The sequence below is a fragment of the Lonsdalea quercina subsp. quercina genome (genome assembly GCF_000688695.1).
In the GTDB taxonomy this organism is placed as follows: Bacteria; Pseudomonadota; Gammaproteobacteria; order Enterobacterales; family Enterobacteriaceae; genus Lonsdalea; species Lonsdalea quercina_D.
In genome coordinates, this window is record NZ_JIBQ01000004.1 from 67,159 (window position 1) to 83,345 (window position 16,187).

13 protein-coding genes and 1 other annotated feature (1 of these 14 running past the window's edge) are annotated in these 16,187 nt (G+C 56.1%); of the genes, 8 read left to right on the plus strand and 5 right to left on the minus strand.

Annotation, left to right across the window (positions count from 1 at the left end):
- Positions 1-3: a sequence feature (Thr leader region), on the plus strand; it begins 116 nt to the left of the window's first position.
- 87 nt (positions 4-90) lie between these two features.
- The 3 genes from thrA to thrC are packed head-to-tail and all read left to right on the plus strand — an operon-like array spanning position 91 to position 4,775.
- Positions 91-2,550, plus strand: a complete 2,460-nt coding sequence (gene thrA, locus SB13_RS03650; RefSeq protein ID WP_026739043.1) for a bifunctional aspartate kinase/homoserine dehydrogenase I — start codon at positions 91-93, stop codon at positions 2,548-2,550.
- A 2-nt stretch (positions 2,551-2,552) separates the two neighbouring features.
- Positions 2,553-3,482, plus strand: coding sequence for a homoserine kinase (gene thrB, locus SB13_RS03655; protein ID WP_026739044.1), 930 nt, complete (start codon positions 2,553-2,555; stop codon positions 3,480-3,482).
- A gap of 3 nt (positions 3,483-3,485) precedes the next feature.
- A complete protein-coding gene (gene thrC / locus SB13_RS03660; RefSeq protein WP_026739045.1) occupies positions 3,486-4,775 on the plus strand; it encodes a threonine synthase in 1,290 nt (429 codons plus the stop codon).
- Between the two features lie 70 nt (positions 4,776-4,845).
- Here thrC and galK read toward each other — a convergent pair whose 3' ends face one another.
- Positions 4,846-6,012 (minus strand): galactokinase, encoded by a 1,167-nt coding sequence (gene galK, locus SB13_RS03665; protein ID WP_051616548.1) that lies wholly within the window; start codon positions 6,010-6,012, stop codon positions 4,846-4,848.
- 9 nt (positions 6,013-6,021) lie between these two features.
- Entirely contained in the window at positions 6,022-7,065 is a 1,044-nt protein-coding gene (locus SB13_RS03670) for a UDP-glucose--hexose-1-phosphate uridylyltransferase (RefSeq protein ID WP_026739047.1), read from the minus strand.
- Positions 7,066-7,478: 413 nt separating this feature from the next.
- Between SB13_RS03670 and galR the strand changes: the two genes are divergently transcribed.
- Positions 7,479-8,489, plus strand: coding sequence for an HTH-type transcriptional regulator GalR (gene galR / locus SB13_RS03675; RefSeq protein ID WP_026739048.1), 1,011 nt, complete (start codon positions 7,479-7,481; stop codon positions 8,487-8,489).
- A gap of 109 nt (positions 8,490-8,598) precedes the next feature.
- On the opposite strand, the gene SB13_RS03680 is transcribed toward galR, so the two are convergent.
- On the minus strand, positions 8,599-9,489 hold the full coding sequence (locus tag SB13_RS03680; protein WP_026739049.1) for an alpha/beta fold hydrolase: 891 nt from the start codon (positions 9,487-9,489) through the stop codon (positions 8,599-8,601).
- An 88-nt stretch (positions 9,490-9,577) separates the two neighbouring features.
- Here SB13_RS03680 and SB13_RS03685 point away from each other — a divergent pair, with 88 nt between their 5' ends.
- A complete protein-coding gene (locus tag SB13_RS03685; RefSeq protein WP_026739050.1) occupies positions 9,578-10,159 on the plus strand; it encodes a CGNR zinc finger domain-containing protein in 582 nt (193 codons plus the stop codon).
- Between the two features lie 166 nt (positions 10,160-10,325).
- On the opposite strand, the gene yaaA is transcribed toward SB13_RS03685, so the two are convergent.
- On the minus strand, positions 10,326-11,102 hold the full coding sequence (gene yaaA / locus SB13_RS03690) for a peroxide stress protein YaaA (RefSeq protein ID WP_026739051.1): 777 nt from the start codon (positions 11,100-11,102) through the stop codon (positions 10,326-10,328).
- A 338-nt stretch (positions 11,103-11,440) separates the two neighbouring features.
- On the opposite strand from yaaA, the gene tal reads away from it, so the two are divergent.
- Positions 11,441-12,394 (plus strand): transaldolase, encoded by a 954-nt coding sequence (gene tal / locus SB13_RS03695; RefSeq protein ID WP_026739052.1) that lies wholly within the window; start codon positions 11,441-11,443, stop codon positions 12,392-12,394.
- A gap of 49 nt (positions 12,395-12,443) precedes the next feature.
- Here tal and SB13_RS03700 read toward each other — a convergent pair whose 3' ends face one another.
- Positions 12,444-13,529 (minus strand): GGDEF domain-containing protein, encoded by a 1,086-nt coding sequence (locus SB13_RS03700; protein WP_026739053.1) that lies wholly within the window; start codon positions 13,527-13,529, stop codon positions 12,444-12,446.
- A gap of 367 nt (positions 13,530-13,896) precedes the next feature.
- On the opposite strand from SB13_RS03700, the gene mog reads away from it, so the two are divergent.
- Both mog and SB13_RS03710 read left to right on the plus strand, forming a co-directional pair.
- A complete protein-coding gene (gene mog, locus SB13_RS03705; RefSeq protein WP_026739054.1) occupies positions 13,897-14,475 on the plus strand; it encodes a molybdopterin adenylyltransferase in 579 nt (192 codons plus the stop codon).
- 131 nt (positions 14,476-14,606) lie between these two features.
- Positions 14,607-15,941: an MFS transporter gene (locus SB13_RS03710; RefSeq protein WP_026739055.1), complete on the plus strand. Its 1,335-nt coding sequence runs from the start codon at positions 14,607-14,609 to the stop codon at positions 15,939-15,941.
- The last annotated feature ends 246 nt before the right edge of the window (positions 15,942-16,187 follow it).

Consider the following 16,187-nt stretch of genomic DNA (forward strand, 5'->3'; position numbering starts at 1 on the left):
TTATGGCAGGCGAAATCCTGCCTGCCACAAGCGGCAATCAAGAATGCGGTGAGCGTTTTTGTTGACGGAAATTCAGGAGAACAGATAAAAATGCGAGTGTTGAAATTTGGCGGGACTTCGGTGGCAAATGCGGAACGGTTTGTTCGCGTTGCCGACATTATTGAAAGTAATGCACGGCAGGGACAGGTTGCCACCGTCTTGTCCGCCCCGGCAAAAATTACCAACCATCTGGTTGCGATGATCGAAAAAACCGTTGCCGGACACGACACTGAGACGCATTTTATCGAAGCACAGACAATTTTCTCTTCGCTGTTGTCCGGATTGGAAAAAGCGCAGCCGGGGTTTCCTTATGCACGTCTGAACACGCTGCTCGATCAGGAATTCGCGCTGATCAAACAGGTACTTCACGGAATTTCTCTGCTGGGCCAGTGCCCAGACAGCGTCAATGCCGCCATGATTTGTCGCGGCGAAAAATTGTCCATCGCTATCATGGAAGGCCTGTTCCAGGCGCGTGGCTATGAGGTCTCGGTCATTAATCCGGTCGAAAAGCTGCTGGCGCAGGGGCATTATCTGGAGTCCACCGTCGATATCGCCGAGTCGACCCGTCGCATCAACGAACAGGCGATACCCAAGGACAATGTGATCCTGATGGCGGGCTTTACCGCCGGTAACGAGAAGGGTGAACTGGTGGTGCTGGGCCGCAACGGCTCTGATTACTCCGCCGCGGTCCTGGCCGCCTGTCTGCGCGCAGAGTGTTGCGAAATCTGGACCGATGTCGACGGCGTATATACCTGTGACCCGCGACAGGTACCGGACGCGAGGTTACTGAAGTCCATGTCGTATCAGGAAGCCATGGAGCTCTCCTACTTCGGCGCCAAAGTTCTCCACCCTCGCACCATCGCCCCCATCGCTCAGTTCCAGATCCCCTGCCTCATCAAAAACACTGAAAACCCTAAAGCGCCCGGCACGTTGATCGGACTCGACAGTTCCGACAAACAGTATCCGGTGAAGGGCATCACCAACCTCAGCGATATGGCGATGATCAACGTCTCCGGCCCAGGAATGAAAGGCATGATCGGCATGGCGGCCCGCGTATTCGCCGCCATGTCCCGTTCAGGTATTTCCGTCGTGCTGATTACGCAATCCTCTTCTGAGTACAGCATCAGCTTCTGCGTTTCTCAGAATGAACTGCGCCATGCCTGCAAAACGCTGGAAAGTGAATTCTATCTGGAGTTGAAAGAGGGCGTGCTCGACCCGCTGGATGTGATCCAGCGTTTGGCTATTATCTCCGTCGTTGGCGACGGCATGCGCACGCTGCGCGGACTGTCGGCGCGTCTGTTCACCGCGCTGGCCAGCGCGAACATCAATATTGTCGCGATTGCGCAGGGGTCTTCCGAGCGCTCCATCTCTGTTGTGGTCAACAATGACGTCGCCACCACCGGCGTGCGCGTAGCCCATCAGATGTTGTTCAATACCGAGCAGGTCATTGATGTCTTCGTGATTGGCGTCGGCGGCGTCGGCGGGGCTCTGCTGGAGCAGATTCATCGCCAGCAGCCTTGGCTCAAGCAGAAACACATCGACCTGCGCGTGTGCGGCATCGCCAACTCGAAAGCGCTGCTGACGAATATCAACGGTATCTCGATGGACCACTGGCGCGACGATCTGGCGAAAGCTCGCGAGCCGTTCAATTTGGAAACGCTGAGCCGCCTGGTGAAAGAGTATCACCTGCTGAATCCTGTCATTGTGGACTGCACCTCCAACCAGGCCGTGGCCGATCAGTATGTGGATTTCCTGAAAGACGGTTTCCACGTCGTCACGCCTAACAAGAAAGCCAATACCGGCAGCCTGAACTATTACCACCAGCTGCGCGATGCGGCGGCCGCTTCTCGCCGTAAGTTCCTGTACGACACCAACGTGGGCGCCGGTCTGCCCGTCATCGAAAACATGCAGAACCTGCTTAACGCGGGTGACGAGCTGGTTCAATTCAACGGGATTCTGTCGGGTTCGCTATCCTTTATTTTCGGTAAGTTGGATGAAGGCATGACGCTGTCGCAGGCCACTCTGCTGGCGAAAGAAAAAGGGTATACCGAGCCGGACCCGCGCGACGACCTGTCCGGTATGGACGTCGCGCGTAAGTTGCTGATTTTGGCGCGCGAAGCGGGATACGAGCTGGAACTGGACGATATTCGGGTCGAATCCGTATTGCCGGACAGTTTCGATGCGTCTGGCGATGTAGCGACCTTTATGGCTCGCCTGCCGGAGCTGGACGGCGAGTTCGAACGCCGGGTGGAGAAGGCGCGCGACGAAGGGAAAGTACTGCGTTATATCGGTATGATTGAAGACGGGCAATGTAAAGTCGCCATCAGCGCGGTGGGTGGCAATGACCCGCTGTACAAAGTGAAAGACGGTGAAAACGCCCTGGCCTTCTACAGCCGCTACTATCAACCTCTGCCGCTGGTGCTGCGCGGCTACGGAGCAGGAAATGACGTGACGGCGGCGGGCGTGTTCGCCGACCTGTTACGTACCTTGTCATGGAAGGTGGGAGTCTAATCATGGTCAAAATTTATGCACCGGCCTCCATCGGGAATGTGAGCGTTGGGTTTGATGTGTTGGGCGCCGCTGTTTCGCCGGTAGACGGCTCTTTGCTGGGAGACTGCGTCTCCGTTAGCGCGGCTGATGAGTTCAGCCTGAAGAATGAAGGGCGCTTCGTCAGCAAACTGCCGACAGAGGCCCGCGAAAACATCGTTTATCAGTGCTGGGAGCGTTTCTGTCAGGAAATTGGCGAAACGGTGCCGGTCGCGATGACGCTGGAAAAAAATATGCCTATCGGCTCCGGTCTGGGTTCAAGCGCCTGTTCCGTGGTCGCCGGGCTGATGGCGATGAACGAGTTTTGCGGTAAACCGCTTGATGACAATCGCCTGCTGACGCTGATGGGCGAGCTGGAAGGCCGCATTTCGGGCAGCGTCCATTACGACAACGTCGCGCCGTGTTTTCTGGGCGGCATTCAGCTGATGGTGGAAGAGTGCGGGATTGTCAGTCAACCCGTCCCGGGATTCGACGACTGGTTGTGGGTGATGGCTTACCCTGGCATCAAAGTATCGACCGCCGAAGCGCGGGCGATTCTGCCGGATAGCTACAGCCGTCAGGACTGTATCCGACACGGTCGCTATCTGGCGGGCTTTATTCACGCGTGTCATACCGGTCAGTCTGAACTGGCGGCAACGCTGATACACGATGTGATTGCGGAACCTTACCGCACCCAGCTGCTGCCCGGTTTCGCCGAGGCACGGCAGGTTGCGAAGGAAATCGGCGCGCTCGCGACCGGGATTTCCGGTTCCGGTCCGACGCTTTTTTCCATCTGCAACGACATGGCGGTAGCGCAGCGTCTGGCGGACTGGCTGCGGGTAAACTATCTGCAAAATGACGAAGGTTTTGTTCATATTTGCCGTCTGGATACGTCCGGCGCGCGACAATTGGGATAACGCATGAAACTGTACAATCTAAAAGATCATAACGAACAGGTCGATTTTGCTCAGGCGATACGACAAGGATTGGGAAGCCAGCAAGGTCTGTTTTTCCCGCTGGATCTGCCGGAGTTTGATCTGACGGCGATCGACGAGCTGCTGGAGCAGGACTTCGTGACCCGCAGCAGCCGTATTCTGTCGGCCTTCATCGGCGACGAGCTGCCGCCTGAAACGGTTTACCAGCGGGTCAAGGCGGCGTTCGCTTTTCCTGCGCCGGTTGTACCGGTCAGCGAAGATATCGCGGCGCTGGAACTGTTCCACGGTCCGACGCTGGCCTTTAAGGACTTTGGCGGCCGCTTCATGGCGCAGATGCTGGCGGAAGTCGCCGGCGATCAGCAGATCACCATTCTGACCGCGACGTCCGGGGATACCGGCGCCGCGGTGGCGCATGCCTTCTACGGTCTGGAAAACGTGCGCGTCGTTATCCTGTATCCGCGCGGTAAAATCAGCCCGCTGCAGGAAAAACTGTTCTGTACGCTCGGCGGCAACATCCATACCGTTGCCATCGACAGTGACTTCGACGCCTGTCAGGCGTTGGTGAAACAGGCGTTCGACGATCAGGAACTGAAAGACACGATCGGTCTGAATTCGGCCAACNCCATCAACATCAGCCGCCTGCTGGCGCAGATTTGCTACTACTTCGAAGCCGTCGCGCAGCTGCCTCAGGAAGCGCGCAATCAGCTGGTGGTATCTGTCCCGAGCGGAAACTTCGGCGATCTGACCGCTGGCCTGCTCGCTAAATCGCTGGGCCTGCCGGTAAAACGTTTCATCGCCGCGACCAATGTGAACGACACCGTGCCGCGCTTCTTGCAGAACGGCGCGTGGCAACCGAAACAGACCATCGCCACCTTGTCGAACGCAATGGACGTCAGCCAGCCGAACAACTGGCCGCGCGTGGAAGAGCTATATCGCCGTAAAAACTGGCAGTTGAATACGCTGGGCTTCGGTGCGGTCAGCGACGACACCACCAAGGAGACGATGCACGAGCTGGAAGCGCTGGGCTACACCTCTGAGCCTCATGCGGCCATCGCCTATCGTCTGCTGCGCGATCAGCTGCAGCCGGGTGAGTACGGCCTGTTCCTGGGAACGGCGCATCCGGCGAAGTTCAAAGAGAGCGTGGAAGAGATTCTGGGCAAAACTCTGGAACTGCCTGCCGCGCTGGCTGAGCGCGCCGATCTGGAACTGTTGTCCCACCATTTCGCTCCCGACTTCGCCCAGCTGCGCAAGTTCCTGATGGAACTGCCGCGTTAAACCCTACCGCGATCCGTAAGGAGATCCTTCTCCTTACGAGGGTTGTGAAAGTCCGGCGGCGTTGCAGGCGTCAGGCCAGCAGGCCCGCGCCGTCGGATGGCTGACTGATATACAGCGTGGGTTGCAGGCCGGTCAGGCGCGGGTACTCCCGCTCAATCACTAAGCTGATATCGCGCGTCATTTCTGAAGGCACCAGCGCGACGACACACCCCCCGAAACCTCCTCCCGTCATCCTCGCGCCACCCTTATCGCCGACCTCGTCCTGAATCAATTTCGCCAACGTATCGACGGGCGGGACCGTGATTTCAAAATCATCCCGCATGGAATGATGCGACTGCATCATCAGCGAGGACAGACTCGGCATATCGCCTGCGGTCAGCGCTGTGGCGGCGGACAGCGTACGGGCGTTTTCCGTGATGACGTGGCGAGCGCGGCGCGCGGCGAGATCGTCCAGCCCCGTTTTTTCCTGCTCGAACTGATCGAGAGAAACATCTCGCAGCGCGGCGACGCCGAAGTGACGCGCGGCCGCTTCGCACTGCTGCCTGCGCAGGTTGTACTCGCTGTCCACCAGACCACGATGGACGTTGGAGTGCACAATCATGACGGCGATCCCAGCGGGCATTTTCACCGGCGAGTGATCCAGTGAACGGCAGTCGATCAACAGGGCATGACCGGCGCGTCCCTGAGCCGAAATATACTGGTCCATAATGCCGCAGCTGCAGCCGACGAATGCGTTCTCCGCCTGCTGGCCATTAAGCGCGAGCTCAAGCTGGCTGAGCGACAGCCCGTTCAACGCCTTAAAAGTCTGGCCGATGGCGACTTCCAGCGACGCCGAGGAGCTTAATCCTGCGCCTGTGGGAACGTTGCCGACGATCGCCATATCCATCCCGGTCAGGTTGACGCCGCGCATCAACAGGCATTTCACCGTACCGCGGACGTAATTAGCCCAGCCGAAGGTTGGATGCGGCACGATATCCTGCGTCAGTTCAAACTCATCCTGTTGTTGATCGTAATTGATGGCGACGACCCGGATGCGGCCATCATGGCGCGGGCGGGCGGCGATCACGGTCTGATAGTCAATTGCGCAAGGCAGGACAAAGCCCTCGTTGTAGTCGGTGTGTTCGCCGATAAGGTTGACGCGGCCCGGCGCCTGGACAAAGGCGGCCGGCGCAAACCCGAAGGTTTGTTGGAAAACCGCGTCTGCGGTCGTTTTCAAGTGGGTGATGCGAGTTGTCATCAGTCGGCCTCAGGCATGTTCGCGAAAGTGAATGTCGCTGACCGCGCGCAGGCGTTCCGCCGCCTGCTCTGCCGTCAGATCGCGCTGGGCTTCCGCCAGCATTTCATAGCCCACCATAAATTTTCGGATGCTGGCGGAGCGCAGTAGCGGCGGATAGAAATGCGCATGCAGCTGCCAGTGGTCGTGGCTTTCCGCGGTGAACGGCGCGCCGTGCCACCCCATCGAATAAGGGAATGAACACTGGAACAGATTATCGTAGCGGCTGGTCAGCTTTTTCAGGGCGAGCGCCAGATCGTCGCGCTGTCGCTCGTTCAACTGCGGCAATCGCCGAACGGCGAACTTCGGCAGCAGTAGCGTCTCAAACGGCCACGACGCCCAGTAAGGGACTACCGCCAGCCAGTACTCGGTTTCCACCACCGTGCGTGCGCCCGCCTGCTGTTCGCGTTGCATGTAGTCGAGCAACATCGGGGTGCCGTACCGCGTCAGATAGTCGCGTTGCTGCTGGTCTTCGATCAGCGCCTCGTTGGGCAGAAAATCATTGGCCCAGACCTGCCCATGCGGATGCGGGTTGGAACAGCCCATCATCGCGCCTTTATTTTCGAACACCTGCACCCACGGATACCGGGCTCCTAGTTCCGCGGTCTGATCGCTCCAGGTATCAATCACGGCCCGCAACGCGGGAAGGGGGAGCAGGGGGAGCGTCTTGCTGTGGTCGGGGGAGAAGCAGATCACGCGACTCAGCCCGCGCGCGTCACTCATCTGAAACAGTGGATCGTTGCCTGACGGGACATCCGGGGTATCCGGAAGCAGCGCCGAAAAATCATTGGCAAAGACAAACGTGCCGCTGTAGTTGGGGTTGGTCTCCCCGGAAATACGGGGGTTTCCGGCGCATAAATAGCAGCTCGGATCGTGCTCAGGCGGCGTCGTTAGATCGGGACTATCCTGCTGTCCTTGCCAGGGCCGTTTGGCCCGATGCGGCGAGACCAGCACCCAGTCGCCTCTGAGAGGATTGAAGCGTCTGTGTGGGTGTTCTGTAGGTTCAAACAACATCATGGACGACTCCTGTGTCATCACCGGGACCGACGCGCCGTAGCACAGTGCGTTGGGCCGCTTTTGGGCTGGATAAACCCATAAATTATGTAATCAGTTACACGTCGTTTTAAATAGGAAAAATCGAGCAATTTCGCGATTGTTAGGAATGATTTTTTGTTGTCTTTTTATCTTTAGTGTAACCGGTTACCCTATTTAAGCAGCGACGGGCCATTTTGTGAAGTGCTGTGAGAGAGAAGGACCGTGACGGCGATCGCGTAAACGCAGCGCTGCCGGTTGAGGTGCCCTAGAAGGTCGCAGGCTTAGGGCGAAAGCGGTATATTGAGCGGCATGGCGAGCGCTGTGTGCCGCCCCGTAATAGGCAATGACGTCAATGAGTGTGCCGCAGCACGCCGTTACGTATACAGGAATGTGATATGGCTACCATAAAGGATGTTGCCCGTTTGGCGGGTGTCTCAGTTGCGACAGTTTCCCGTGTGATTAATGACTCCCCCAAGGCCAGCGTGGCGTCGCGTGAGGCCGTGACTCAGGCGATGGTGGCGCTGCGGTATCATCCTAACGCCAACGCTCGCGCGCTGGCGCAGCAAAGCGCCGAGACGATGGGACTGGTGGTGGCGGATGTCTCCGACCCCTTTTTCGGCACGATGGTAAAAGCGGTTGAACAGGTGGCCCAGAGCGCCAGAAAGTTTCTGCTCATCGGCAATGGTTATCACAATGCCGAGCAGGAAAAACAGGCGATCGAACAGCTCATTCGCCACCGCTGCAGCGGTCTGGTGGTTCATGCGAAGATGATCGCTGACGATGAGCTGGCGATATTGATGGACCATATTCCGCATATGGTGCTGATCAATCGGGTGCTAAAAGGTTATGAACATCGTTGCATCGCGTTGGACGATCGTCAGGGCGCCTTTTTATCGACGCAGCATTTGATTCAGTCCGGCCATCGGCGCATCGGTTTTCTGTGTTCGAACCATCCTATTTCCGATTCCACCGACCGTTTGCAAGGGTACAAAGAGGCGTTGGCTAAACATCAAATTACCTACGATGAACGGCTGGTGGCGCGTTCCACGCCGGACGAAGCGGGCGGTGAGATGGCGATGACGATCCTGTTGAGCCGCGGCGGAGATATGACCGCGGTGGCGTGCTACAACGACTCTATGGCGGCTGGGGCGCTGTCGGTGCTGGACGATAACGGCATCGCGGTGCCGCAAGCGATGTCGCTGGTGGGATTCGACGACGTACTGATCGCCCGTTATTTGCGTCCGCGTCTGACGACAATCCACTACCCTGTATCGGCGATGGCGGTGCAGGCCGCGGAGCTGGCGTTAGCGCTGTTTGAGGGCAGGCAACCCACGGAGTCGACGCATCTGTTTCACCCTACGCTGGTGAGGCGTCAGTCGGTCACAGGGCCGTCCGAACCCCGATAATGCCGGGGTGGCAAACTCGCAACAACGGGGAGAGGGCTCTATCTCCCCGTCTATGAAAGGCGGCAGCAATGCGTCTTCATCCCACACGAGTCTTAATGCGCGGTATTTCTTATCGGATGTTTTGATCCAGGAATACCCGGATGGCGGGAATGATCTCTTGTCCGTGCGTTTCTAGTGCAAAATGGCCGGTATCGTAAAAACGGATATCGGCGTCCGGAATATCGCGCTTCCAGGCCTCCGCGCCCACAGGCAGAAAATAGGGATCGTGTTTACCCCACACGGCCAGCAGCGGCGGCTGCTTCTCACGGAAGTACGCCTGAAAACGTGGGTAGTTTTGTACGTTGGCGGCATAATCCAGCACCAGATCGAGCTGGATCTCGGCATTGCCCGGCCGTGATACGTGCAACCCTTCGAGCGTATATCCATCCGGCGATACAAGCTGGGTATCCGGCACGCCTTCCAGATACTGCCATTTGACGGAGGCGGGTGTTGGAAAATCGCTCAGCGCCGCGCGATTTTCTGGCGTCGGGGATGCCCAATACCTTTTGATGGCGTCCCAGCCCTGAGCCAGACCTTCTTCGTAAGCATTGCCGTTCTGAGAAACAATCGCCGTAATCCGCTCCGGATGGGCCGCTGCAAGGCGCCAGCCGACCGGTGCGCCATAGTCATGCACCATGATCGCGTAGCGTTCCAGCTTCAATTGCTCAGTGAACTGGTCGATCGTTTCCGCAATATTATCAAACGTATAAGCATATTCGCCGCGTGCCGGCGCTTCGGTGAAGCCGAAGGACGGTAGGTCCGGCGTGATCACATGATATTTATCCGCTAGCGCCGGGATCAGATCCCGGAACATGTATGACGATGCGGCGAATCCGTGCAGCAGGACCACGCAGGGTGATGACGGATTTCCCGCTTCGCGGTAGAACACATTGACCTGTCCCACTTGCTCGTAGCGGTAGTAGACCTGCGATAACGCTTTCTCGGTGCTGGCAGTGTTCATCATTTTTCCTCTGTAACCGTTAAAGGTGTTGTTTGAAGGTTACTGACATATCGTGTAACCTGTCAATTATTTTTTAAAGGTTACATCGATGACGACATCATCCACTTCGCAACCCCAATTTCTCGCGAACCACCTGGCCCTGGACTTCATTAACAGCGCCTATGGCGTCGGTGAGTCCTTTCAGGACTGCCTGACCGATGATGCCAGCGTTGTGTCCTGGCTTAAGGCCGCCGGACAACTCCCGGACGATTTTTCAGCTATTCCCGGAGGCCTTGCCGAAAGGGCCAAAGCACTAAGAGCGACGGCGGGTCAGATGATCGCGTCGAGCAGGACCGGTGTGGCCTGTTGTCCGGAGGGGGTGAATCAGGTATTGGATAAAGGGCAGCCGACAAGACGGTTGGAGTGGGACGAACAAACGGCGGCTTTTAAGCTGGTTGAGTGCCGCAAAGACGACCGTGTAGACAGCCTGCTTGAACCGATAGCGTCAGCGCTAGCGATGCTGCTGTCAGGTGATGAGTTGAAGTATGTTCGGCAGTGTGAAGCTCATGACTGTACGCTGCTGTTTTTGGATACCACCAAGTCGCACCGACGGCGCTGGTGCAGCATGGCGCTCTGTGGCAATAGAATGAAAGTCGCGGCGTTCCGTTCACGCAAGCAGGACGCAGGATAAGCCGCTTCAGAGCCGTCGGCCTAAACGCATTCAGGCGACGGCATCAAAGGCATTTCATATTGAAGGGGCTGAGTGAATCGGGAGGGAGCGCAAGACTGACATTCCTAATGCCTTCACTCGCGGCTAGGGGACGGCGAACCATGAGCTGCCGCTGTCCCCCTCCTGCCTATGCGCGCTCTGCGCGTTTGAAGACCAGCTCGTCCGCTGAAGACTCCTCGGCCGCAAAGCCGTATCCCTCAAGATCGAATCCTTTTAGCTGTTCCGGCGTCGTGAGCTGATTCTGAATGATGAAGCGGCTCATCAACCCGCGGGCTTTTTTGGCATAGAAACTGATCACTTTATATTTGCCGTTTTTCTCATCCAGAAAGACCGGTTTGATAATGCGTGCGTTGAGTTTCTTTGGCTTCACCGACTTGAAGTATTCGTCGGAGGCAAGGTTGACCAGAATGTCGTCGCCTTGCGCTTCCAGCGCCTGATTCAGCGTATCGGTAATGGTATCGCCCCAGAACTGATACAGATTATCTCCCGCCTGATTTTTGAGTTTGATACCCATTTCCAGCCGGTAAGGCTGCATTAAATCCAGCGGCCGCAGTACGCCGTACAGTCCTGAAAGGATACGCATGTGTTTTTGCGCGAATGAAAAATCACGATCGCTGAAGTCTTCAGCCGCCAGGCCGGTATAAACGTCGCCTTTGAACGCGAGCAGCGCCTGGCGTGCGTTATCCGGCGTGAAATGGGGCTGCCAGTCGTTGAAGCGCGCCGCGTTCAGTCCGGCCAGTTTGTCGCTGATGCCCATCAGCGAGGATATCTCCGTGGGAGTCAACGTCTTGCAGCGTTCGATGAGCTGGGAAGAGCGCTCCAGCAGTTCTGGCTGAGAATGACGCTTTGTCGGGAGCGGGCTGGTGTAGTCCAGCGTTTTAGCCGGAGAAATCGTGATAAGCATGAGCAGGTTCCCTGTGATGTCGATGCGCAATTTTAATAGCACTAATGTAGCAAAAAACGGGCTGACGCCGGGGAAGGAAAGGGCGATGGTTGCGACAGGGGAGGGTAATCGACACGTCTATCTGGGGACTTTTTTTCGCTTTTATATCCACATCAACGAAAATGTTATTCACTGTTATTTTCATTTTTCTTATTGATTTACAAGGTTAAAAATATAAAAAAACCTAAAAGAAAGCCGATTGTCGGGCCGTCTTGCGTGGGGTTTTGCGCATGCTATTATCAATTTCTGGCGACGGCACCCTGCCACCAGTTCATGTACTAACAATGAGAAAGGCCAACATGACGGATAAACTGACTTCCCTACGCCAATACACTACGGTGGTGGCTGATACCGGTGATATCGCGGCAATGAAACTGTACAAGCCGCAGGATGCCACCACGAATCCTTCTTTGATTCTGAATGCGGCCCAGATCCCTGAATATCGCAAACTGATTGATGACGCCGTGAACTGGGCGCGTCAGCAGAGCAACGACCCCGCTCAGCAGGTGACCGACGCCTCCGACAAACTGGCTGTAAACATCGGGCTGGAAATATTGAAGCTGGTTCCCGGCCGAGTTTCCACCGAAGTGGATGCTCGCCTGTCCTATGACACCGAAGCCAGCGTGGCGAAAGCGAAACGCCTGATCAAACTCTACAACGATGCTGGGATCGACAACGAACGTATCCTGATCAAACTGGCCTCTACTTGGCAGGGCATCCGAGCGGCGGCGCAGCTGGAAAAGGAAGGCATCAACTGTAACCTGACGCTGCTGTTCTCCTTCGCCCAGGCCCGCGCCTGTGCGGAAGCGGGCGTGTTCCTGATCTCACCGTTCGTGGGCCGTATTCTGGACTGGCACAAAGCCAACGGCGAACAGCAGACGTTTGAACCGCAGGAAGATCCGGGCGTTATCTCGGTGAGCGAAATCTATGATTACTATAAATCTCACGGCTATGAGACGGTGGTCATGGGCGCAAGCTTCCGTAACAGCGGTGAAATTCTGGCGCTGGCGGGCTGCGACCGCCTGACTATCGCGCCAGCCCTGCTGAAAGAGCTGACGGAAGCGGAAGGTAGCGTTGAACGTAAACTGGCTTATAGCGGCGAAATTCAGGCGCGTCCGACTCCGTTAACGGAATCCGAGTTCTATTGGGAACATAACCAGGACCCGATGGCCGTGGATAAATTGGCGGAGGGGATCCGCAAGTTTGCCGTTGACCAGGGCAAACTGGAAAAAATGATTGCCGATCTGCTGTAAGGGCGGCAAAGACAGGAAGCATCCCCTACGGCCAGCCATCGCTGGCCGTTTATTTTTCAACGCAGTTACGGTTGATTTTGGCGGTGTAGAGTTTGATGTCCGCCCGGTTGATCACCTGTTCCAACGTTTCTTCGCCGGCGGCGTATTCCACCAAACCAATGCTGACGGAAAGATGGCTTTTGGCGATCTTTCCGTAAGTCATCTCGTGAATTGCAAGGCGGATGCGTTCCGAGACTCTGTAGGCGTCATCCAACGTCGTATTCGGTAATATCACAGCGAATTCGTCGCCTCCCAAACGTCCTAAAATGTCGCCTCTGCGAAAGTAGTGTCGGGCTAGATCGGCAACATCTTTCAGCGTTTCATCCCCCGCTGCATGCCCCAGCGTATCATTAATTTTCTTGAAGTGATCGAGGTCGATCAGCAGGACGCACAGTGGTTGATGTTGTTGGGTAGCGTTGCGCATGACTTTGTTGGCGGCATGGTAAAAGGCGTCTCTACGCAGGCAACCGGTAAGATCGTCGTAACGGGCGATGGCAGGTAGCTCAATCAGATATTTTTTTATCAGCAGCGCTAGCAGGGTGCCAAGAAACGCGCCGAACAAGCTGATGCTCAGCAACGCCACCAACGAACTGAGAGAGGAAAATACGGAGCTGAAAACTGGCGGACCACTCAGTGTGGCGAACCGGATACGAATACCCATCAGGTCATCCGACGACGACAGAAGAGGAAGTACGGACGTTAACTGATCTTGCCTATTCAGCTCCCCTACGGTCGGGAGCTTGCTCTGGCAGACGCGGGCCATCGACTTTTCGCTCATCGTGATATCGAATGAAGAAAGTCGGTGCATACACTCTTTAACAACATCGTTGCTGTGGAAGGAAAGAATAATCACTCTAGAAAAAAGTGCTTCGCCGTTTTTATAGCTATGGTCGCTTTCAACGAGCGCATTACCATTATTGAATGATTCGTAGATCTGAATAATATTATCGAAATAACGCTTCTCTTCCCGCCAGTTATTCTGCTGTGTATTCAGTAGAATACAGGCAGTCACGACAAATGAGACTATACCAAACAGGACGAACGCGACCGGGGTATGGGATAGAGTTTTTAATACTTTGCGTTGGATTTTATTCATTCAGACATCTTATTCGAATTAAATCATTCACCTAGAATATTATGCAGGGCAATCATAAATAATATTGAAGAAAAACATTGTTTGCTATACCACTCGCCAGCGCAGTATAGCGAGACCGCTATTTTGGCGACTTTATTCTCAAGTGTCAGCAGTTGGGGATAATATATTATCGAATGCTTGAATTCATTTTTTGTTCGAGGGCGTTAACCCAAGCGCGCGCTCATTTATCGACAAAAAAATGAACAAGTAATGCAGTCCTGGCGGGTATTTTCATGATCGGCCACCAGGGGTATTTTCGAGGGTGCTATTGACGTCGGCCTGATAAAATAGGCCTTTCAAAGACAATAAAGTTAGGCACGAGGTCATTATGAACAGTCTGCGCATTGGGTTAGTGTCGATTTCCGACAGGGCGTCCAGCGGCGTTTATCAGGATAAAGGGATCCCGGCGTTGGAAACGTGGCTTTCAAAAGCGCTGACGACGCCGTTTGAAATACAGTCGCGCCTGGTGCCGGATGAACAAGCCCTGATCGAACAGACGCTGTGCGAGCTGGTGGATGAATCCGGCTGCCATCTGGTGCTGACCACCGGCGGGACGGGTCCGGCACGACGGGATGTGACTCCCGATGCCACGCTGGCGGTCGCTGACCGTGAGATGCCGGGATTTGGCGAACAGATGCGGCAGATCAGCCTGAAATTCGTGCCGACGGCCATATTGTCCCGTCAGGNGGGGGTGATTCGCAAACAGGCGTTGATTTTAAACCTGCCGGGCCAGCCTAAGTCGATTCAAGAGACGCTCACAGGCCTGAAGGATGATGCGGGTCATGTCATCGTCCCGGGGATTTTCGCGAGCGTTCCTTACTGTATTCAACTGCTGGAAGGTCCCTACGTTGAAACCGATCCTCAAGTCGTCGCCGCTTTCCGTCCTAAAAGCGCGCTTCGCGAGTGACCGTACTGAGGTTGGCGTTCATGCGTCATAAGATTTATATGGGGCTGGCTGGCAGGAATTTGTCGGTTATAGTCATGGTTTAGCAAGGAAACTACAGCGCCATTGACTCAATGGCGCATAGCGCGGTCATTATGGATAATGCATCTCATCAGCAGTTGAATCGACAAGACTACAAAACCCTTTCACTGGCGGCGCTGGGTGGCGCGCTGGAGTTCTACGATTTCATCGTGTTCGTCTTCTTCGCGCCGGTGATCAGCCAGCTTTTTTTCCCCACCGATATCCCGGAGTGGCTGCGCCAGCTGCAAACGTTCGGCATTTTCGCCGCAGGCTATCTGGCCCGGCCGCTGGGCGGCATCGTTATGGCCCACTTCGGCGATCTGGTGGGACGTAAAAAGATGTTCAGCCTGAGCATCCTGCTGATGGCGTTGCCGACGCTCGGCATGGGCCTGCTGCCGACCTACGCGACGATAGGCATTGCCGCTCCGGTGCTGCTGTTGCTGCTGCGTTTATTGCAGGGGGCGGCCATCGGCGGCGAGGTGCCCGGCGCCTGGGTCTTCGTTGCCGAACATGTGCCGGCCAAACGCCTCGGGATCGCCTGCGGTATTCTGACGTCGGGCCTTACGCTGGGCATTTTGGTGGGGTCGCTGCTGGCGTCAGTGCTGAATATGTGGATGTCTCAGGCGCAAATTCTGTCCGGCGGTTGGCGCATTCCGTTCTTTATCGGCGGCCTTTTCGGTTTCATTGCGATGTATCTGCGGCGTTGGCTCAAAGAAACCCCCGTGTTTGTCGCAATGCAGGCGCGCAAGCAGCTGGCGAAAGAGCTGCCGCTCAAATCGATCATGCAGGCGCACAAAAAGTCGGTCGTGTTATCGATGATGCTGACCTGGCTGTTGTCGGCGGGCGTGGTGGTCGTGGTGCTGATGTCGCCCTCCTATTTGCAGCAGGTTTACGGCATTGCCCCCGCGCTGACCCTGCAGGCCAACAGTCTTGCGACCGTGATGCTGATGTTGGGCTGTATTGTCGCAGGCGGTATTGCAGATCGGTTGGGCCTCGGCAAAACGTTCATCGGCGGCAGTCTACTGCTGGCCGCCTGCTGCGGGTTGTTTTATACCCATGCGGCGGATAGCACCGTCATCCTGTTCGCCAGCTATGCGCTGGCCGGATTCAGCGTCGGCGTGACGGGGTTGGTGCCGTGCGTGATGGTGCGCGCTTTTCCCCCTGCCGTGCGATTTTCCGGCATTTCATTGTCCTACAATATCGCCTACGCGATTTTTGGCGGGCTGACGCCGATTTTGGTGACGTCCTTAATGAAACTGACGCCGCTGGCGCCCGCGCTGTACGTCCTGTTCCTGTCGATGGGCGGGGTGCTGATGGGCGGCTATCTCCTGCGTTATCTGCGCGGAAAAGAACAGAGCGAAGATCTTTCCGCAAGCGAAGCGCCATCTTCTTTATCCGAGCGCGGGTAAATCGTCTCGCACGTCGTCACTCAACGCATCGGCGTTCACAGGTCCTATCTCTGACGGAGACATTGTTCTCCGTCGGCGACAAAACCGCGGGAGAAGCGCTTGGGCGCGGCGGCAGAGGGCGGCTTGGCGCCTTTCTTCTGTACACAGAAAAAGCAAAATAGCAAAAGAATGGTTTTTTTTACCAACTAGCCCTTGATGCTGGCATTGTCGTCCCCATCTATGAGTCATCGAGAACAGTTTGACCGA